We start from the raw sequence: 20,905 nt of genomic DNA on the forward strand, positions 1-20,905 counted from the left end.
AAAGTATCAAATTGTACCTATATAAATCAATTCATCCTTTCATTCAGCAATGCCACGAGAAATTACTACAACAGAACGCAACTTGGTATGAGTCCTGAGTAATGAAGTACTCAGTGAAAAGAGTAAATAAAATTCTTGTTGCTGTTGCTTAAGACTTTGTACTCAGCACTACTGATTGACTGCAAACATTTCAATTATGAGAATTTCAACAGACATAATATTAGGCGGTATCTAGCTAGCTGCTGGTCAAGAGAAGTTTTCTGTTTTTAAAGTATGTGATGTTCATAATAGATTTTGTTTGTTTTAGCAATTGATTGTATTTGCAAACATCGCATACTCCGGTAAATTTATAAGTTTATAGTATAATGTATTTTATTAACTAATCACGCCAAACCTTAGTAGTGCTACCCATTCTAAAGCGTGTTCAGTAAGGGTCAAGACATAACATAAAACGCTCAACCTCTGAGTTTCGGCTAACTTTAAGAAATATTATGTAGATATAAAGATTTTGTAAAAATTATAACTTCGTCTATCCGAACGAGTAAAGTTAAAAATAGTTTAAGAATTAGCTTTGACAAATCACAGTCGGTGCTTACTAAGCCTTATAAAATCAGCCGGGAAAAATTAGCTGTTTTTAGTCTGTAATAGATGCAAAACATACTTTTTTAGTAAAACCTTTTAAATTCGCTGATCATGATTAACATTTATACAGATTGAGAAAAGCAAAATTATTACCTTCTTTTACTGGTGTGTGAGCACTATAAAGTAACTTGTCATAGCTTTTTTAAAAGACGTAATGTTTGACTAAGTTTCTTCGACATTTTACAAAACTTGGGTAATGGTTTTTACTCGTGGCTATGTGTATAAAAAACAGCGAAAGCTAAACAATAACAACAAAAAATTGACGTCTCTAACTGAGGAGTATCCTGCTAGTTGCCAAGATATGAATCGAGGTCTACTGCAAGACTTGGAGTCTGATAGGCAGTCAATATCAAACTGGCAAGAAATATTCAATACGCTTGCAGAACTTAGTCCATTTCCTTTCGGGATTATATGCCTGGAAAGTAATCAAATTCTATTTAAAAATCAGCTTTTAGAAACTTTTTTTGGATTAGAGCCTGGCACAAATCTCAACAAAATAACCCCCGACTTTTATGCCAATCCATCTCTATGGCATCAGTTGAATAAAAAGCTTCAAGATGGCAATCCTATCATTAACTATGCAACACAACTAAAAAAAGTTAATGGAGATACTTTTGAAGCACAAATCTCAGCGAAAGTCGTAAATTATAAGGATCATTTGGCAGCGCTGTTCATATTTAAGGATATGACTGAGCATTTGCAATTGCAGCAGATAAATTCCTTGTTGGATACTGGGGTACAACAGGCAGAAGATATAAATAAAATTATAAATTCCCAAGCCAAGCGGGAATACATGAATCCGGCTTTTGAGACAATTACAAGCTATATGAGTAGTGAAGCGATTGCGCCAAGCGCAGTGCCAGAGGCAATCGCAAAAACCCCAACTTTAGCGCTCAACTACCAGGAGTCGGATGCCCGCCTACATCTCATGGAACGTGCGCTTGCTGCTAGCAGTAATGGAATTGTTTTGACAGATGCCAATCAACCAGACAATCCCATCATTTACGTCAACCCAGCTTTTGAAGCTATGACTGGCTACTCGGCTTGTGAAGTCATAGGCCGTAACTGCCGCTTTCTACAAGGATCTAATGGCGATCAGGCAGCCTTAATAGAGTTACGTGCCGCCCTTCAAGAACACAGAGATTGCCACGTTATCTTACGTAATTATCGCAAAGATGGGACTCCATTTTGGAATGAACTCTACGTGGCTCCTGTATTTAATGCCTTTGGGTACTTGACTCACTTTATTGGTGTTCAGACTGATATTACCCAGCGCCTGGATGCTCTGGAGGAATTGCAGGAGCAAAAAGAACAGTATCGCCGCATTGTGGAAACAGCAACCGAAGGAATTTGGCTACTCGATCAAGATAACCAAACGACCTTTGTTAACCAACAGATGGCAACTATGTTGGGCTACACAATTGAGGAAATGGTTGGGGCAACGCTATTCTCTTTTATGGATGAAGAAGGGCTGGAGATTGCCAACAACTACCTTGTGCGTCGTCATCAAGGCATTCACGAGACACACGATTTCAAATTCCGTTGTAAAGACGGCTCAGACCTATGGGCGATCGTTTCTTGTGCGCCGTTATTTGACGAGCAAGGAAATTATATTGGAGCCTTAGGGATGGTCACCAACATCACCGATCGCAAACGGGCAGAAGCGGAATTATGGGAAAGTAGACAACGTTTAGATGGAATTTTGAGTTCTCTTGAAGATGTGATTTGGTCTATTTCCGCCGACACTTTTGAAACTCTCTATCTCAATTCAACTGTTCTTAAAGTTTATGGTCGTCCTATATCCGAATTCTTCACTAACTCAAACCTCTGGTTTGACATGATTCACCCGGACGATCAAGAAATGGTTCAGGCTGGAATTCAACCATTATTCTTGACTGGAACTCAAGAACTGGAATACCGAATTGTCAGACCAGATGGGCAAGTACGTTGGCTATTTAACAGAAGCCATTTAATCTATAACAATAGTGGTAAGCCTGTTCGCATTGAAGGAATTGCCACAGATATTACCGATCGCAAACGCATGGAGGAAAGGTTAGTCCATCATGCCTTTTATGACGATATCACTGGGCTTCCCAACCGAGTTTTGTTTATGGACAGATTAGGGCAAGCGATCGCAAGGATAAAACACTCCCCCGATGACCTGTTTGCCGTATTATTCTTGGATCTTGACCGTTTTAAGGTAGTAAACGACAGCTTGGGTCACTTAATTGGCGATCAACTACTGGTGGCGCTTGCCCAGCGTTTACAAAGCTGCCTACAGCCTGACGATACCGTTGCTCGCTTAGGTGGAGATGAGTTTACCATCTTGCTTTCTCATATTAAGTCTATCGATGATGCAACTCGCATAGCAGAACGCATTTATCAGATACTAAAGTCACCATTTAACTTGAGTGGATATGAAGTATTTACCACTGCCAGCATTGGCATTGCCTTAGGTACGACAGGATACACTCAACCTGCGGATTTGCTGCGAGATGCTGACACTGCCCTTTACCGTGCTAAAGAACAAGGTAAAGCTTGCCATATGGTTTTTGACAGTACCATGTATGACCGGGCAGTAGCACTTTTGCAGTTAGAAACTGACTTGCGCTGGGCAATTGAGCGACAGGAGTTGCGAGTGTTCTACCAGCCGATTGTGTCAGTTGCAACAGGCAGGATTACAGGATTTGAAGCACTAGTTCGCTGGCAACACCCAGAACGAGGATTAATTTCTCCATCCGAGTTTATTCCAGTAGCAGAAGAAACTGGACTGATCATGCCAATTGGTCAATGGGTACTTCGTGAGTCTTGCCTACAATTACGGCAATGGCAGTTACAATTTCCGGCACTCAAACCTTTGGGTATAAGTGTTAACCTTTCCGGTAAACAGTTTTCCCAACTTTACCTAGTTGAGCAGATCGAGCAAATTTTGCAAGATGTTGACCTGGCTCCAAGCAGCTTAAAGTTAGAAATCACTGAAAGTGCAATTATGGCCAGTCCCGAACAAGCAGCCACTGTTCTCCAACAACTAAAAGCTTTGGGGATACAATTGTGTATCGATGATTTCGGCACAGGTTACTCATCCCTAGCTTATTTGCACGACTTCCCGATAGATGTTTTAAAAATTGACCGTTCTTTCGTTAATCGAATCGATAGCGATGATGAACAATTGGCGATTGTTCGAGCTATTGTCACCTTGGCTTCCAACTTAGGGATGAGTGTAGTTGCTGAAGGGGTGGAAACAATCAGTCAATTGGTAAAACTTCAGTCGTTGCAATGTGACCAAGCTCAGGGTTATTTGTTCTCAAAACCGTTAAGTAAAGAAGAAATAAGCCAGTTATTGGCTTCTGAGCCAAATTTTTAAGTTAAGATTAAGTCCGGTTAATCACTTATGATTACCGCATCGGTGCAAAAATCGTAAAAGCCTCTTTTCCCCTGCTACGCCATTTGCTGTCTAAATGATAAGTCCTTAGCCGGACACAATATAATTTGTGCTTCGGACAATCACTTCATTCAGTAATGCGATCGCATGATTGCGCTGCGCTCCGCGCAATCGCTGGACTAGTCAGGCACCCTTGAACGCTGTAATATAATTCCCGTTGCATAACAGCCTTCTACTCGCTCATTGGCTCAAAGTTCATGACTGAAACTTCCCCGAAACCGATTGCAACAACCGTCCCTTTACCTGCAAATGAGGTAGAACGCTTAGAGGCACTGCGGCGATACGACATTCTTGACACCCCACCGGAAGCTGCTTTTGATCGCATCACCTCCTTGGCAGCGCGTTTATTGAATGTGCCGATGGCGCTGGTTTCGCTGATTGATGAATCGAGAGGCTGGTTTAAATCTTCCTATGGATTTGATATGCGCGAGGTGCAGCGAGATGCAACTATTTGCAGTTTGGCGTTGTTATCTAACGAGGTATTAGTCATTCCCGATACCAGGCAAGACAATCGCCTCGTCTGTAATCCATTTGTACAAAATGAACCAGGTCTGCGGTTCTATGCGGGTGCGCCATTGCTAACCCAAGATGGCTTCAACTTAGGCACTCTTTGTTTGTTAGATACGAAACCGCGTGATGCCTTAAGCAATGAGCAAAAAACCGTCCTGGCGGATCTTGCCGCAATGGTGATGGATGAACTAGAACTGCGGCTGGCAGCCCGTAAAATTGCTCAAATCGATGCAGCGTTGCTAGAAGTGACTCAAGGCGTTTCTGCTGCGACGGGTGAAGCATTTTTCTTTGCTTTGGTGCAACATTTGAGCAAAGTGCTGGGGGTTGATTACACCTACATTGGTCTAGTGGACGGAGATAACCAGGAAGCAATCGAGACGATCGCTGCCTGCGCGAAGGGGCAAATCATCGACAACTTTGCATATCTGCTGCATGATACTCCCTGCCAAGAAGTATTTCAGCAACGAAAATTGTGCTGCTATCCCCATCGAGTCCAAGCTTTGTTTCCCAATGCACCACTTTTAGAACCTCTAAACGTGGAAAGCTATGTCGCGGTTCCGTTTTTTGACTCTACGGGGGTACCCCTGGGCTTACTGGGTGTGATGGATGGCAAGGCTTTGACAAATGTTCAATTGGCAGAATCCCTATTGACAATTTTTGCTCTACGCATCGCCACTGAACTAGAGCGACAGCAAACAGAAGCAGCACGGCAACAAGTTCAGTATGAGTTGGAGCGTTTAGTTGAACAACGAACAGTTGAATTATCCCAAGCAAACGAATTACTCCAGTCAGAAATTGCGGAGCGCCATCTTGCCCAAGCAGCCCTGCAAAAAGAACAGGAGTTACTCAAAGTGCTGCTTGATAATGTGCAGGCAGGAATAGTAGCCTGTAATGCCGAGGGGATTTTGACCCTATTTAATCGAGCAGCACGAGAATTTCACGGCTTGCCGGAGCAACCACTGCCACCCGAAGAGTGGGCAGAGTATTATGGCCTGTATTTGCCCGATGGCAAAACGCGGATGTCCAAGAACGAAATCCCGCTATTTCGAGCATTACACGGACAGACGGTCAAGAATGTTGAAATGGTAATTGCGCCCAAACATGGAAGGGTAAAGACGCTGCTTGCTAGTGGACAGGCGATCTACGATCGCCTGGGTAAAAAGCAGGGGGCAATCGTTGTGATGCACGACATCACCGAACGCAAACTTGCCGAAGCCGAGCTACTGATTTCCGATGCTGCTTTGCAACAAATGCCTGATGCCATTTTGTTGACCGATTTAGAGGGTAAGATTCAACGCTGGCTGGGCAATGCCGAGCAAATTTTTGGCTATACAGCAAAAGAGGCGATCGGCAGACCCGTTAATTTTCTCCACCGCTCAGATATTAAAGCTGCGATGACAGCTAAAATTATTCAGTCTATTCAAACAACGGGAGAGTTTTGTGGTGAAATTCCCTGTGTGCGAAAAGATGGCTCGCCAGTACCAATTGAAACAACAGCTAAAACTGTGGATGACAAAGCTGGGAATCCTGTTTTTTTGATTGGTATTAACAAAGACATTACCGAGCGCAAACTCTTAGAAGCGGAACGCGCCCAATTAATGCGGCAGCAAATTCAAGAGCAAACTGCGCGTCTAGAAGCAGAAGCCAACCAGCGGCGAACAGCATTTATCGCAGAAGTCAGTACGACACTGGCATCCTCATTAGATTATGAATCTACTTTGGCAAGTGTTGCAAATTTGGTGGTGCCGTTCTTTGCGGACTGGTGTGCGATCGACCTGCTACAAGATAATCAATTCATTCATCGGGTTGCAGTGGCTCACTGCGATCCAACTAAAGTGGAATTGGGCTGGGAAATTCATCGGCAATATCCCAGACAAATCGACGCAACTGAGGGAGTACCCAAAGTGCTGCGAACTGGGAAAACCGAAATGGCGGCTGAAATTCCAGATGCTGCATTGGTGACGGTAGCTCAAGACGCTGAACATCTGCGAATCTTACGCGAACTGGGCTTAAAGTCTGGCATTATTTCACCGTTGACTGCCCGCGGACAAATTTTAGGGGCAATTTCGTTTGTCACGGCTGAATCTGATCGCCGTTATACTCAGGCAGATGTGGCGTTGGCAGAAGACATCGCCCATCGAGCCGCGATCGCCATTGATAATGCCCGCCTCTATCAAAAAGCACAGCAGTCGCAACAAGCCGCAGAGCAATCTGCCGAGCGCGTTGCCCGGCTTCAGTCTGTGACAGCTGCTTTTTCCGAATCGCTCACACCCCTCCAGGTGGCGGATGTGATTGTGGATCAAGGAATTGCGGCTCTGGGTGCTAACTTTGCTCTTGTTGCCTTAGTGAGTGAGACTGGCACTGAACTCGAAGTGCTGCGAACCGTGGGCTGTGAACCCGACCAAATGAACGGTTGGCAGCGGTTTCCCCTCAATGCGCCTGTGCCTTTGGCTGAAGCTGTGCGAACTGGACAGCCCATTTGGGCAGAACCATCACAAAAACGAGCAATTCGCTATCCGCACTTAAGAGAAAAGTATGAACTGCACTCTTTCGAGGCCTGGATTTCCATTCCTCTGATAGTTGAAGGTCGGGCAATCGGAGGAATGTCGTTTGGTTTCATGGAGCTGCAACAGTTGGATGGGGAGGAGCAAGTGTTTATCCTATCACTGGCACAACAATGTGCCCAGGCGATCGCCCGTACTCGCCTCTATGAAGCAGAACGAACAGCAAGAAGTGCAGCAGAAGCAGCCAACCGGATCAAAGATGAATTCCTAGCGGTATTGTCTCATGAGTTGCGAACACCGCTCAATCCGATTCTTGGTTGGTCTAAATTGCTCCGCAGTGGAAAATTAGACGCCGCAAAAACAGATCATGCCTTAGAAACAATCGAGCGCAACGCTAAACTCCAAACTCAACTCATTGAGGATCTTCTAGATGTATCGCGCATTTTGCAAGGCAAGCTCAGTCTCAACATAGCCCCTGTCAATTTGATTCCCACGATTGAAGCGGCTATTGAAACTGTGCAGTTAGCAGCCCAAGCCAAGTCAATTCAAATTGAGACCATCTTTGACCCCAATGTTGGGCAAGTTTTAGGTGATTCTGCTCGGTTACAGCAAGTAATTTGGAATCTACTTACTAACGCCGTTAAATTTACTCCATCAGGCGAACAAGTCAAAATTCGGCTTTTTTGCATTGACTCACAAGCTCAAATTCAAGTCAGCGACACAGGCAAAGGCATTCATCCTGACTTTTTGCCGCACGTATTTGAGTACTTTCGGCAGGCAGATGCGACGACAACCAGAAAATTTGGCGGGCTGGGGCTGGGATTGGCAATTGTGCATCACTTAGTCGAACTGCATGGAGGAACTGTTGATGCAGAGAGTGCTGGTGAGGGATTAGGCGCGACTTTTACGGTTAGATTACCGTTAATAAGCGTTGTTGAGAAGACAACTCAGGACTACCTATCTTCTGTAAACAACTTTGATTTGAGCCAAGTACAAATTCTCATAGTTGATGATGAAGCTGATATGCGAGATTTAGTACTCACCATTTTGGAGCAGTATGGAGCAAAGGTAAGGGTTGCAGCATCTGCTACTGAAGCATTAGCACTGCTGGATCATTTCCAGCCAGACTTGTTAATTAGTGATATTGGGATGCCTGATATCGATGGTTATATGCTGATACGGCAGATCAGGAATCGCTCGCCCGAACAAGGAGGTTCAATTCCAGCGATTGCCCTGACTGCTTATGCCGCAGAGTACGATCAACAACAAGCCCTGGAAGCAGGATTTCAACAGCATGTGCCCAAACCCGTTGAACCTGAAGAATTAGTCAAGGCGATAGCCTTCGGCATAGCTTCGCTTACCGCGACACCTATATCATGTTCGGATAAATAATTGTCATTGCGAGCGCTCGCGTTAGCGTCTCGAAGAGAAGCGACACATAAGTCCTAAGCCCTTCGGACACGCTGCGCGGTAAGCGAAGCTATGCCCGAAGGGCTTTACGGACACGCTGCGCGAACACAGAGACTTTGTGGTTGCTTCGTTCCACTTCGTTGCACTCGCAATGACGTTTTATAACTGATCAGCCGAACATGATATTATGTGTCGCAAACATTATTTGAATTGGTATTAATTTACTGAAGTGAAAGTTTGTATTTGGTTGTTGTATGATATTTTTCTCCAGGATGTAATATCACAGATGGAAACTCAGGCTGATTGGGAGAATCAGGAAAATGCTGCGTTTCTAAACATAGGGCTGTATGTTTTTCAATTGCTTTACCGTCATCAGTTTTAAATGTGCCGTTTAGGAAATTGCCTGAATAAAATTGTATGCCTGGCTGGTCTGTAAATACTTCTAACTTTCTACCACTTATATCGTCAGTTAATATTGCTATTGGTGTGGCAAAATTATCTTTATTGTTCAACACATAATTATGGTCGTAACCGCCAATCTCGTTGATTTTTGTACCAATTTTTTCCGGCTTTGTAAAATCAAATGCAGTGCCTGTGACTGATTTGATTTCACCTGTTGGAATAGAAGTACTATCTACAGGCGTGTAGTTATCCGCATCAATCATTAGGATATGATTTAAAATTGAATTGCTGACATCGCCTGTTAAGTTGAAATAAGAATGATTAGTTAAATTAACCGGAGTAGATTTATCTGTTTCGGCATTGTATTCAATTTCTAGTTCGTTATCATCTGTAAATGTGTAACGAACTGTTACTTTTAGATTGCCAGGATAACTCTCTTCTCCATGCTTACTCAGATAGCTTAATAATAGTGTGGGTGGATCATTATTGATGATTTCTGCATCCCAAACTACTTTATCAAAGCCTTTATTACCGCCATGCAAATGATTTTCGCCATTATTAACAGCTAACGAATAGGTTTCCTTGCCAATTGAGAATTTTCCTTTAGCAATTCGATTGGCAAAGCGACCAATTAAAGCACCGAAATAGGGTGTTTGAGCTAAATAGCCGTCTAAATGTTGATAACCTATAACTATACTTGAATTGTTGCCATTTTTATCTTGCGAAATCCATGCGGTAACGATGCCGCCATAATTGGTAATTTTTACCTGATCGCCTTTTCTGTTACTAAGTGTAAATAGATAAATCGGCTGATTATCAGCTTCACCAAAATTCTCTTTTACAACACCAAAATTTTGGTTGTTGTCTAGGTTATTATCTGGTTGAGTATGGGTTGAGATATCTTTTGATGTAGTCATTGTTATTTGTTATTGTGTTCAATAACTAGATTTGGTTCTCAAGCTCTCGGTAGAAAGCAGATGCAGGTCATCTTCCATAATATAAACGTCTGGAATTTCAATCTGCATCTGCCATTCGGTTTTAGAAAGGTAGCTTTAGTTTGATGTTAATTACATATCTTCTAACTCAATACCTTTGGTTTCCTTAATAAAGAAGAGAACGAAAAATAACGAAATAGCCGCTGCGGTTGTATAAAGACCATAGGCAGCACCTAGCCCGAAATATTGCAATATGGGAGGAAATGTTGTGGAAACGGCAAAATTAGCAATCCATTGCATTGCCGCAGCAACTGAAAGTGCAGCAGCTCGAATTCTGTTATTAAACATTTCTCCTAGTAGTACCCAAGTGACTGGCCCCCAGGAGAAACCGAAGCAAAATACATAGAGGTTCGCTGATATAAGAGCCACAATACCTGCGGAGCCTGTCAATGTAGGGTTACCAGCAGCATCGGTCGGAGCATTTCCAAAAATAGAAGCCAGCGTCCCCAAGGTCACCATCATGCCAAGTGACCCTAAGATGAGCAAGGGCTTGCGACCAAATTTATCTACGAAGGCGATCGCAACTAGTGTAGTAATAATGTTGACCGCTGCGGTGATTACCGTGATTGTTAAAGAATTTTTTTCTGAAAATCCGACTGCCCGCCACAAAACACTACTGTAATAGAAGATTACATTAATACCAACGAATTGCTGGAATACAGATAAACCTATTCCTATCCAAACAATGGGTAGGAGTCCGCCACTTCTACTCAAAAGATCAGAAAACCTAGGCTGGCGTTCTCGCACCACTGTTTGGCGAATTTCCTCAATTTTTGCCATGACGTTACCGCCCAAAATCTTGGTCAGAACGTTAGCAGCTTCTGGCTCCCGTCCTTGGGCAACCAAGTATCGTGGAGATTCGGGAATCATTAAAGCTGCCATCCCGTAAAGCACGGCCGGAGGAATTTCTGTCCAAAACATCCAGCGCCAAGCAGCTATCCCAAACAAAAACGGCGACTCAGCTGAACCTGCTGATACAGCAATAAAGTAGTCGCATAGCAGTGCTATGAAAATCCCAACCACGATCGCTAGTTGCTGGAGAGATCCTAACCTTCCCCGCAAATTAGTAGGAGAACATTCTGCGATGTAAGCTGGCGCAATGACGCTAGCAGCGCCGACAGCAAGCCCACCCAATACCCGCCAAAAGATAAAATCCCAAATAGTAAAGGCAATTCCAGAGCCAATAGCACTGAGGGTAAATAACACCGAAGCTACTATCATTGCCTTGACTCGACCATAACGGTCTGCGATTTTCCCGGCATAGAAGGCTCCGATCGCAGACCCCAACAATGCCAGCGACACGGCAAGGCCAGTCAGTACACTGTTGGCGTTATAGGCTTTGGCAAGAGCTGCAACCGCGCCGTTGATTACCGCAGTATCAAAACCAAACAGAAAACCGCCGAGGGCAGCAGCACCAGCAATTAAAATGACATAGAACGTATTGGATTTACGACGAGTAGTAGTGGAAGTCATTGTTATATATATCTCGTAACTTACGAGTTCATGTTTTATTAGACTGGGTTGAAACTGAACTAAGATTTGCGATCGCCTTTGGCACTAGCTCTTTGAAAGCCTTGAATGAGCTAATAAAACTGTTGTGTGAAAAGGAGATTTAAAAATCAAACGTTGTACGCAGTACACCAACATACTGTGTATTGTTATTGCTATTGTTTTCTGGGTTAAGAATCATCCAGAAAGCAGGAGTCACCGAGATGTTATCGTTGAGCCGCCAGCGATAAAATGCTTCTATGTGGTAAGCGTTGTCCTCCTCTTTACGGACATCGCTGCTGGAAACATACGGTGGCACACCAAAGAGAATTCCTGGTAGGTTGCCCCTACCCCCAACATCTGGAAAAGAAACGCCGACTGCCCCAAACCAAGCATTAGCATTGTCTCCATTTCTAACAAAAAGTGAATCTGTTCCACCCCTGCCATTGGAAATAGCACTTAAACCAGAATTTTCGGCATTTGCCCAGATGTAACCGCCCCAAGCGTGGATCTGGAAATTTGGCGAAAACCGATAGTATCCTTGTGCGCCCACTATATTGTTAGAAGTTGCAATGTTATCTCCAAAGGGGGAAATTGCCAGGTTACTACCCGTCCCACCTGTGAGACTGACTTGGCCACCAGGACTATAACCATGGGAGTAGGCAATGCCAACCGCCCCTTGTTTACCGTAGTATGCCAAATGTGCTAAAGCATTGTAGCTGCCATTAAATAACCCATTGCTTCCTAAGGGAATTTCGGGGGAACCAGCCAAATAGCCCAAGGTCAAAACTAAGTCTTGACTAATGTTCCAGTTAACGGCTGCACCACCACCACCCCGCCGAAAGATAGGACTGTATTGTCCAAATAGTGAAGGAACACCGTTGCCATCATCGGCGATCGTAGGAGGAGTTACGGTATCTGTAATGTCGGTGTAACCAATACCTACCGGGCCCACAACAAAGGAAACAGCATCACTGATTGGAAAGTAGTAACGGACGTGGGAAACACTGAGGCTATTGTTGCTGTTAGTATCAAAATTTAGCCGTGTCATGCCTGTACCCGTGGCTTCGGCAATCTGGCTGTCACCATTGGAATTCAAGAAATTGCCGAACTCCAAACGGACTCGCAACATATCTTTGCCTGTAAAGCTGCTCTCTAAATTGAGACGACCACGATCTGCAAAGTAGGTTTGAGATTCATCACTATCGCCGCCGACTCTGTTACCAAAGGTGTCGCTAACAGCAGTAATAATTTGAGCATTCAATTTGGTGGTGGTAGAAAACTGTTGCTCTTCTAATGTGGCTGCACGAGCCTCCAACACATCCACCCGCCCACGCAGAGTTGTTAATTCTGCTGAAAACTCTTGTTGCAAATTTTGCAAGACTGCCAGGTCTTGCTTATTCACCAATTCACTAGTACTTGTATTAATTAGCTCACTGATCCGGTTTAAGCAGGCATTTAAACCAGCTGCAAATTCATAGCGACTGAGGGCACGATTGCCGCGATAGGTGGCGTTGGGATAACCTGCAATACAACCGTAGCGTTCAACGAGCGATTGCAATGCTTGAAATGCCCAATCGGTTGGTTGTACATCACTAAGTTGAGAAACAGAGGTTACCTGTTCCTGTATACCATCTGTATTAGCAACTTTAAAATTTTCGTTTGAGGGCATCGCCCATGCTGGAGATGCCAACAAGAAAAGTGGAAAACTGTACAAAAAATTTTTTAGCATAAGGTTTAGCATGGTATTGAACAAGATACCTGTAAAAACCTGCATCCTGGGTCTGACAAGTCTTGATATCATTAAGTAGTTCTCATTCAAGTGAGATCGAATCCCCATTTGAACTATCTCCCTTGCTCCCCTTCGGGTTCAGCAGTTGCTCATGGGGGAAACCCCCAAGACCGCACTGCTTCACCTGCTCCCTGCTCCCTTGCCTCTTTTTCAACGCGCTACATAATGGGAGTGGAATCTGGATATCGCGTCTGAAAAGTCTTGCTATACGAGGTTTTAGAGATTTCAATTTCAGTTTGATCAGTACTACCATGTGTCTGTGACTTAAACTTCACAGTCAAGAACTATTAGATTTAAGTCACATACTAGGTAAATTCTTGGATTGTTCACCGTCTAGAACGTCTGCGGAGTCGATCAATCATTACAGCTAAAATAATTACCAGGCCTTTGACGACCAGTTGCCAGAAGTAAGACAAGTTCAACAGAGTCAAACCATTGTTGAGAATAGCGATGATTAATGCACCGAGAAGAGTTCCGGTAATAGTACCAATACCGCCTGTGAAGCTAGTACCACCTAGAATTACAGCCGCGATCGCATCCAATTCATAACCTTGGCCCAGTAAGCCACTAGCACTATATAAACGGCTAGCACTCATGATTCCTGCCAAACCTGCCATTAATCCACTGACGCCATAGACAAATAGCAAGACGCGATTGACTTTGATACCAGTTAATCTTGCTGCTCGTTCGTTACCACCGACGGCATATATCTGCACTCCTAACACAGTTTGTCGCAGAATAAACCAACTAGCTAGGACAGCCAGTAGAGCAATTACTACTAGCCAAGGAAAGGGGCCCAAATAGCTATTACCTACCCAAGCAAAATTTATGTCACGATTAATTACCGTTGTACCCCTGGCGATCAAATAGGCAACACCCCGCAAGGCGGTAAGTGAACCCAAAGTAACAATAAAGGGTGGTACATCCAAAAAGGTGATCAAAGCGCCGTTCAGTAAACCCAAAGCTAATCCTGTCCCCAGACCAGCAAGCACAGCCGCCCAACCCAAACCTGGAACCAGGGATACTAGCAGCGCAGCTACGGCAGAAACAGCCAATATTGACCCAACTGAAAGGTCAATACCTCCAGTCAGGATCACAAAGGTCATTCCCGTTGCCAGCACAATATTGATTGATGCCTGCCGCAATATATTGACGGCGTTACCGGGCGAGAGGAAGTTGGGGGTCAAAAACGAAAATAAGATGCAGATCAGTAGCAGAATCGGTAAAATCCCTGCAACTTGCATGAGATTGTTAATTGATTGACGCTGGCGCGACACCGGTTGCGTGCCGGGTCTATTTTTGGCAGGTTTTAAGGTTTGACTCATGATCCTAGTACCTCCGCTGCTCCTGTGGCGTAGTGCATAATTTTTTCTTGGGTAATCTCTTTGCCGAGGCTGCCGTCAAGTTCGCCTACCAGCTGCCCTTCTCGCATCACCAAGACGCGATCGCTCATGCCGACAATCTCCGGTAGTTCGCTGGAAACCATTAAAATAGCGATACCATATGCTGCGAGTTCACTCATAATCCGGTAAATTTCGCTTTTAGCACCGATATCTACACCCCGTGTTGGCTCATCCAGCATCAATACTTTCGGCTTAATGGCTAGCCAGCGCGCTAGCAGCAGCTTTTGCTGATTCCCACCGGAAAGATCCACGGCTCTAATTTCCAGGTTGGCAAGCCGGATATGAAAGTTTTCTACCGCCTCTGTCGCAATCTGATTGACTGAACCCCAGTTAACAACTCCAGCCTTTGCATCCTGCTTCAGCCTGTTGAGGGCAATATTCTTCCGGGAACTCATCTCCAGAAACAAACCCTGGTCTTTGCGGTCTTCTGGGACATAGCCAATGCCGGCAGCAATAGCATCGCTGGGACTATTAATATTTAGTTTTTTGCCATCTAGGAATACTTCACCACTTGCTTTGCGGTCAGCACCAAAAATCAGCCGGGATAATTCGGTGCGTCCTGCACCAACCAGCCCAGCTAAACCGAGAATCTCTCCAGCATGAATTTCAAAACTAGCCGGCTCAATCTTTCGCCCGTCGCTGATATTCCTAACTTCCAGCACCACTGGCCCAAAATTTGTTCGCCGCTGATGTTCGTAAAAATCTTGCATCGGACGACCGACCATCATCTGCACCAATCGCTGGGGAGAAATTTCATCTCTTGTCAAACTACCAACGTATTGACCATCACGCAGCACGCTAATCCGGTTAGCTAAAGCATACACTTCTTCCATCCGGTGACTGATGTAGATAATGGCAATGCCATCATCCCGGAGTTTGCGAATTACCTCAAACAAACGTTCAGTCTCACGGTCAGATAATGCAGCTGTTGGCTCATCCATCACCAAAATGCGGCTTTTGTCTTTCAGGGCCCTTGCAATTTCTACCTGCTGCTGTTCGGCAATAGAGAGAGTGCCAACTATATCAGTTGTGGCAAAACTAGCACCCAGGCTTTGGAGAACTTGTCGTGCTTCCTGTTCCATAGCTTGGCGGTCTAAAAACTGACCCCGCCGTAACTCGCTACCCATAAAAATATTTTCGGTAACGGTTAAATTGGGCGCGACATTCAATTCTTGATAAATGAGATTAATACCCGCCTGTCGCGCTGTAGCCGGATCGGTAATTTTCACGGGGTTACCATTGATGCGAATCTCGCCTTCATCGGCAATGTAAGCCCCAGCGAGGATCTTCATCAATGTGCTTTTGCCTGCTCCGTTCTCGCCCATGAGAGCGTGAACTTCTCCCGGATAAATTGTGAGATTGACATTTTGCAGAGCAGGTACACCATGAAATCGTTTTGTAATCCCTTGCATTTCTAATACAGGGGTGGCGGTTGGTGCATGAGAAAACGAGGTTTCAATACTTGTTGTCATGAACACATCCTGTAAAACAATTTAAAATTCGCAATTGGGGACTGGGGATTGGGTACTAGGGACTGGGAAAAATTCTTTTAAGATTTAAGTCAGATGTGTAGAGTTAGATTCAAATCTTCCTAATCCCTAGTACCCAGCCTTTACCAACCTTTTTCTGTAGCAACGTTGTCTTTTGTAATCAACTTGACTGGAATCAGAATTATGGGACTACTCGGTTTTTTACCTTGCAAGATGTTGTTGCCTACCCTAACTGCTTCTCTAGCCATCTCGCGGGGATTTTGAGTAGCAGTTGCAGCATATAAACCCTCTTTATTGGCGATCGCTTTGATTGCTTCTGGCGCACCATCGACTCCAACAATAAAGAAATCCTTACGTTGTGCTTGCATAGCTGCTAGTTCTGCCCCCACTCCACTCGGATCGTTGATGGCAAAAACAGCATCAATTTTCGGGAAGGTTGTCAGCAGGTCAGTCATAACTCTAAGTCCGCCATCCCGACTGCCTTCTGCATTCTGGTTTTTCGAGAGGATTTTAATACCCGGATATTTGGATAATACATTCTCGCAGCCATTAACTCGCTGGATCACCGATTCCACCTGAGGCCCATTGACAATGACTACATTACCTTCGCCTTTGAGTCGGTCAGCAATATATTTACAAGCAACTTCTCCAGCTTGCACATTATTGGTGGTAACGGTAGCATCCACGCCGTTTGCACCTGTATCTACTGCAACTACGACGCTACCTGCTTGCTTGGCTTTTTCTACGGCTGGCTGAATGCCAGTTTGATCAGCAGCATTCAGGATAATCACGTCAGTATTGGAGGCAGTAAAATTTTCAATTTGGTTGGCTTGTTGGTTGAGATCATAAGCACTGGAAACCACACTGACTTTGACATCATTTCCCCCAATGTTCTTGGCTTCTGCCTCAATTTCCTTACCCATCAGGACGAAAAAGGGGTTACTTAAATCGCCAGCAGTGAAGGCTACCGAGTTTAATTCTTTATCCCCAGTAGCAGTCTGAGTCTGGGCACTAGTATTAGTGGCAGTGTTGGTATCAGCGTTAGTAGCAGTATTGTCATTTTGAGCGCCATTTGTGCAACCAATAACAGTACCGCTGAGAATGCCTAATATGCTAGCTGCGATCGCAATTTTTTTCACATTCATATCTCCTCGTTAAAAAAGTTTTGAGTTGGGCATTGGGTAATTGCTACTCTCCCCTTCCCCTTCTGCCTTCTGCCTTCTCATTACCAACCTTGGTAACTGCTGAGGTTCTCACGGGTGACCAACTTGACTGGAACCAAAATGTTGGGATTACTAGGTTTCTTGCCTTGGATGACATCGTTACCAATCTCAACCGCTTTTTCCGCCATCCCTGCTGGATTTTGAGCAGCAGTGGCTGCAAATAGGCCATCTTTGTCTTCCATTGCTTTGGTTGCATCTGGCGAACCATCAACCCCAACAATAAAAAATTCTTTGCGTCTGGCTTGTCTAGCTGCTAAATCTGCTCCGACTCCACTTTGATCGTTAGTGGCAAAAACAGCATCAATTTTGGGAAAGGTTGTAAGCAAGTCTGTCATAACTCTGAGTCCGCCATCCCTTGTCCCTTCTGCGTTCTGGTCTTTTGAGAGAATTTTTATCCCAGGATATTTGGACAAGGAAGTCATACAGCCTTCCACGCGCTGGACTATGGAATCCATCTGCGTACCGTTGAGGATGACTACGTTGCCTTGACCCTTGAGGCGATCGCCTATATATTTGCAAGCAATCTCTCCAGCTTGGGTATTGTTGGAGCTAATCATCGCATCCACATCTGCATCAACGGCTGAATCTACCGCAATGACAACTCTACCTGCTTGCCTGGCTTGGTCAATCGCCGGCTTAACTCCTTTTTTGTCAACTGCGCTGAGAATAATTAGGTCAGTATTCGCAGCAGTGAAATTTTCGATTTGGTTGGCTTGTTGGTTCAGGTCAAAGCCACTGGAAACCGAATTAACTCTAATATCATTCCCAATTTTCTTTGCTTGTGTCTCAGCCCCCCTCTGTACTGCCACATAGAAGGGGTTACCTAAGTCACCAAGGCTAACACCGATTGTTTGCAATTGTTTATTCTGAGTACTACCCTGGCTCTGGGCACTAGTGTTGATAGCAGTGTTGGTATCATTGTTAGTAGCAGTGTTGTCATTTTGAGCGCCATTTGTGCAACCAACAACAGTACCAGTGACTAAAGCTAAGATGCTAACTGCGATCGCGCATTCGCGGAAGCGTGTCCCGCAGGGACTCAGTGCAACACCAGAGGTGAACGCAATTCTCTTCATATTCATCTATGTCCAACAACGTATTTGAATTTGAGTAATGTCAGCAGAATATAACTCTGCAATGTCATCACGATATAAACTAGGTTTGAAAACTCCAAACCTAACTTATTGACACTGCCACCTTTTGCATTTTCAATTTTTCTCAAACCTCTTCTGATCTGAAGTGATTTGAGTTATTGCTATTAAATCTTTGGTTTTTTAAGTAAAGCCATGAGCGTTGCACTTGCTCAAACACTCACATTAATTTTTGTGAAAAATATTTGAAAGTGCAGAGACTGAAAACTGATTTAAACAAAATTTCTAAAAACTGATGTTGTCAAACTTGCGAATTCCTATTTTATTTGATTTTATTTTCGTTTATTCTGAACTTTTGCAAAATAAACCTCTGGTATCAAAACACCTTTACTAAAGGAATAAAACTATTCCATTTTCCTATCTCTAGAGAAGTTTTGGCTAGAAAACAACCGTTTTAAGCTTATTTCTAGCTTAACCAAATTACCGTCTACAACTAAAATTGCATTCATAAAAATTCACAGGTCTCAGAAAGAGATAAATGTAAAATTTTAGATTTTGGTAAGTAAAGTGTTGTGCATTTTTATTGCAAAATAGCAAAACACTAAGCAGAAATAACAAGGTTTTCAATCTATGAAATTGTAGTACAGCATATACATGAAACGCTTGGTGTATTACTTTCAAGATTGAGTCAATCAGATTGACAAGCTAACTTAGTTATTATTGCTATTTTAAAGTAATTTAAGACAAGGATGTATTATTTACCTCTACCTAACGTCATAGAACAATAGTACTCTAGGCAAAGTTTTAGGACTGATTATTGACGAAGTAAATTTACATATTTGTGTTATAGTTTTACCGATGCCAATATATTCAGATTCCAAACAACATCCAGATGTTTTTAGCTTGCTGAAAAAACTTTGCTGATGACGATTGGTGAGCAATAATCGTAACTCCGACAAGCTCAATCAGAAACTGATATCTGCGTAGTGTTCTTTAATGCCTACCTTTGCTAATGCTGAAGTTTAGAATTTTAATGTTGCTGGTAAATATTTAGCAACTAAATCTTCATAATATGACTTGAGTTTTTGCCAATCAGGAGGATTTGGGTTTTTTGAATACAAATCGTAGGGATTGAATAACTTCACCCATTTAAACATTTCGCGATCGCGTTCATTCATCAAATGTTCGTAGGCGTTTTCACGGTGTTGAGGATAAAACGAGTGATAGCGCAGGATGTACAACGCGGGTTCCGGCAAATAGGGTTTCATCATCCGATAGAAATACTCGTCATGTCCCCATGACATATGTACATTGCTCAATCCGCAATTCGGCTCGTAAACACCATATTTGGTATTATATTTTGGGTTGTTGTAATCAGGATTCTCTTGAAAAAATTCCGAGAAAACAATTTTATCAGAGAATGCACATCCCACTGGATAGGTATCGCCTACTGTAGCCCATTGGGGTTCACCAAACAGACAAAGCACCTTCCCCATATCGTGAAAGAAGCCGGTAAGTACCATCCAGTCAGGGTGACCATCAGCGCGAATAGCTTCTGATGTTTGCAACAAGTGCTGTAATTGGTCTAAATCTGTATCAGGATCTGAATCATCAACTAATTGATTCAAAAATTCGAGTGCATCCCAAACACTCATTTCTTTCTTGTCAAACTTGGAAAACTCTGCTTCTTTGTGTAGTACAAAATCATACGTTTGATTAATATGATTTAACCGATAGAACTCTTTGACTGTATCTCTGGTAGTTGTTTGGTAATTCCTGTACTCTTCGACAGTTTTACCTTCTTTAACTATAGTGTCCGGATCGGGATAGCGATTAAGCACGTCCTCTTCCCATTCTTCTAGCGAATGTAAAGGATTATTTAGAGCTTGATCGATGGAATTTACAGTTTGAGTCATGTGTTCCTACTGTTAGATGTTGATTTATTAAATAGTTGTTTCAACCTTTTGCACACGTGTGCATTAATCATATTTTTATTTTTGCACACGTGTGCAAAAGATGTATATTAAGTTTTTTTGCAAATTTCTAGCAGGTAATGCTCAGTCCGCTTGTGCGTTATCGGTAGCGACAACCTTAGACTACAACTGCATCCTACAAAATTGCGCCATTTCGTCTAAAATCCCTACGTTATCAAATTTAAAGCTGAAAATTTTGTCTTACTACTCTTTCCTAGATTTCATATGACTCTTGTGGGGAAACCACCGCGTTATACCAATTCATGAAAATCCTGATAGACATAAATTTTTCGTAGGGGTTTAGCAGTGCTAAACCCAAACCCCGCGTATTTGTATCATTATTAAAGTGAAATGGTATTAGCGTTAAGCGAGATACAAGCGTCACCCGAAGAGACATGATGTGTAGCGAGCCAGCGATATTTTAGAGAATAAATGTAAGCGCTGAAGAGAATAGGGAGGTAGATATATTAATTGATAACTTATTGAAGGAGCGCACCCCGAAAGGATTAAGGATCAATGCACCTGATAAATGCTGAGTTAATG

The 20,905-nt window shown here is 43.5% G+C and carries 11 protein-coding genes; 3 read left to right on the top strand and 8 right to left on the bottom strand.

The features are described from left to right. The first annotated feature begins 838 nt into the window (after positions 1 to 838). The gene (locus tag AC5JL8_RS35145; protein WP_495884326.1) at positions 839 to 4,006 is read left to right on the top strand and encodes an EAL domain-containing protein; all 3,168 of its coding nucleotides are present in this window, start codon (positions 839 to 841) and stop codon (positions 4,004 to 4,006) included. Between the two features lie 275 nt (positions 4,007 to 4,281). Further along, positions 4,282 to 8,490 carry a GAF domain-containing protein gene (locus tag AC5JL8_RS35150; protein ID WP_495884327.1) on the top strand — a complete coding sequence of 1,403 codons (4,209 nt, stop codon included), beginning with the start codon at positions 4,282 to 4,284 and terminating at the stop codon, positions 8,488 to 8,490. 239 nt (positions 8,491 to 8,729) lie between these two features. On the opposite strand, the gene AC5JL8_RS35155 is transcribed toward AC5JL8_RS35150, so the two are convergent. Beyond that, positions 8,730 to 9,827 carry an aldose epimerase family protein gene (locus AC5JL8_RS35155; protein ID WP_495884328.1) on the bottom strand — a complete coding sequence of 366 codons (1,098 nt, stop codon included), beginning with the start codon at positions 9,825 to 9,827 and terminating at the stop codon, positions 8,730 to 8,732. Positions 9,828 to 9,977: 150 nt separating this feature from the next. Then, complete coding sequence (locus AC5JL8_RS35160) at positions 9,978 to 11,378, bottom strand: sugar porter family MFS transporter (protein ID WP_495884329.1); 1,401 nt, start codon at positions 11,376 to 11,378, stop codon at positions 9,978 to 9,980. On the opposite strand from AC5JL8_RS35160, the gene AC5JL8_RS35165 reads away from it, so the two are divergent. Further along, positions 11,378 to 11,521 carry a hypothetical protein gene (locus AC5JL8_RS35165; RefSeq protein ID WP_495884330.1) on the top strand — a complete coding sequence of 48 codons (144 nt, stop codon included), beginning with the start codon at positions 11,378 to 11,380 and terminating at the stop codon, positions 11,519 to 11,521. The two genes, AC5JL8_RS35160 and AC5JL8_RS35165, sit on opposite strands and share 1 nt — an antisense overlap. Here the strand turns inward: AC5JL8_RS35165 and AC5JL8_RS35170 are convergent. The 6 genes from AC5JL8_RS35170 to AC5JL8_RS35195 form a co-directional block, all read right to left on the bottom strand. Further along, positions 11,518 to 13,125, bottom strand: a complete 1,608-nt coding sequence (locus AC5JL8_RS35170; RefSeq protein WP_495884331.1) for an iron uptake porin — start codon at positions 13,123 to 13,125, stop codon at positions 11,518 to 11,520. The two genes, AC5JL8_RS35165 and AC5JL8_RS35170, sit on opposite strands and share 4 nt — an antisense overlap. A gap of 386 nt (positions 13,126 to 13,511) precedes the next feature. After that, complete coding sequence (locus tag AC5JL8_RS35175; protein WP_495884332.1) at positions 13,512 to 14,510, bottom strand: ABC transporter permease subunit; 999 nt, start codon at positions 14,508 to 14,510, stop codon at positions 13,512 to 13,514. Continuing rightward, positions 14,507 to 16,060: a sugar ABC transporter ATP-binding protein gene (locus tag AC5JL8_RS35180; protein ID WP_495884333.1), complete on the bottom strand. Its 1,554-nt coding sequence runs from the start codon at positions 16,058 to 16,060 to the stop codon at positions 14,507 to 14,509. The genes AC5JL8_RS35175 and AC5JL8_RS35180 overlap by 4 nt, the downstream gene beginning before the upstream one ends. A gap of 140 nt (positions 16,061 to 16,200) precedes the next feature. After that, positions 16,201 to 17,223 carry an ABC transporter substrate-binding protein gene (locus AC5JL8_RS35185; protein WP_495884334.1) on the bottom strand — a complete coding sequence of 341 codons (1,023 nt, stop codon included), beginning with the start codon at positions 17,221 to 17,223 and terminating at the stop codon, positions 16,201 to 16,203. A gap of 80 nt (positions 17,224 to 17,303) precedes the next feature. Further along, complete coding sequence (locus AC5JL8_RS35190; RefSeq protein WP_495884335.1) at positions 17,304 to 18,374, bottom strand: ABC transporter substrate-binding protein; 1,071 nt, start codon at positions 18,372 to 18,374, stop codon at positions 17,304 to 17,306. A gap of 1,037 nt (positions 18,375 to 19,411) precedes the next feature. Further along, complete coding sequence (locus AC5JL8_RS35195; RefSeq protein WP_495884336.1) at positions 19,412 to 20,305, bottom strand: inositol oxygenase family protein; 894 nt, start codon at positions 20,303 to 20,305, stop codon at positions 19,412 to 19,414. Positions 20,306 to 20,905: the final 600 nt, after the last annotated feature.

This window comes from Mojavia sp. (assembly GCF_059505145.1).

Excerpts from the sequence above, each read along its gene's own strand:
- AC5JL8_RS35175 (WP_495884332.1), bottom strand. The coding sequence starts at position 14,510 with ATGAGTCAAACCTTAAAACCTGCCAAAAATAGACCCGGCACGCAACCG.
- AC5JL8_RS35180 (WP_495884333.1), bottom strand. The coding sequence starts at position 16,060 with ATGACAACAAGTATTGAAACCTCGTTTTCTCATGCACCAACCGCCACC.
- AC5JL8_RS35190 (WP_495884335.1), bottom strand. The coding sequence starts at position 18,374 with ATGAAGAGAATTGCGTTCACCTCTGGTGTTGCACTGAGTCCCTGCGGG.
- AC5JL8_RS35150 (WP_495884327.1), top strand. The coding sequence starts at position 4,282 with ATGACTGAAACTTCCCCGAAACCGATTGCAACAACCGTCCCTTTACCT.
- AC5JL8_RS35195 (WP_495884336.1), bottom strand. The coding sequence starts at position 20,305 with ATGACTCAAACTGTAAATTCCATCGATCAAGCTCTAAATAATCCTTTA.
- AC5JL8_RS35155 (WP_495884328.1), bottom strand. The coding sequence starts at position 9,827 with ATGACTACATCAAAAGATATCTCAACCCATACTCAACCAGATAATAAC.
- AC5JL8_RS35185 (WP_495884334.1), bottom strand. The coding sequence starts at position 17,223 with ATGAATGTGAAAAAAATTGCGATCGCAGCTAGCATATTAGGCATTCTC.
- AC5JL8_RS35170 (WP_495884331.1), bottom strand. The coding sequence starts at position 13,125 with ATGCTAAAAAATTTTTTGTACAGTTTTCCACTTTTCTTGTTGGCATCT.
- AC5JL8_RS35145 (WP_495884326.1), top strand. The coding sequence starts at position 839 with ATGGTTTTTACTCGTGGCTATGTGTATAAAAAACAGCGAAAGCTAAAC.
- AC5JL8_RS35160 (WP_495884329.1), bottom strand. The coding sequence starts at position 11,378 with ATGACTTCCACTACTACTCGTCGTAAATCCAATACGTTCTATGTCATT.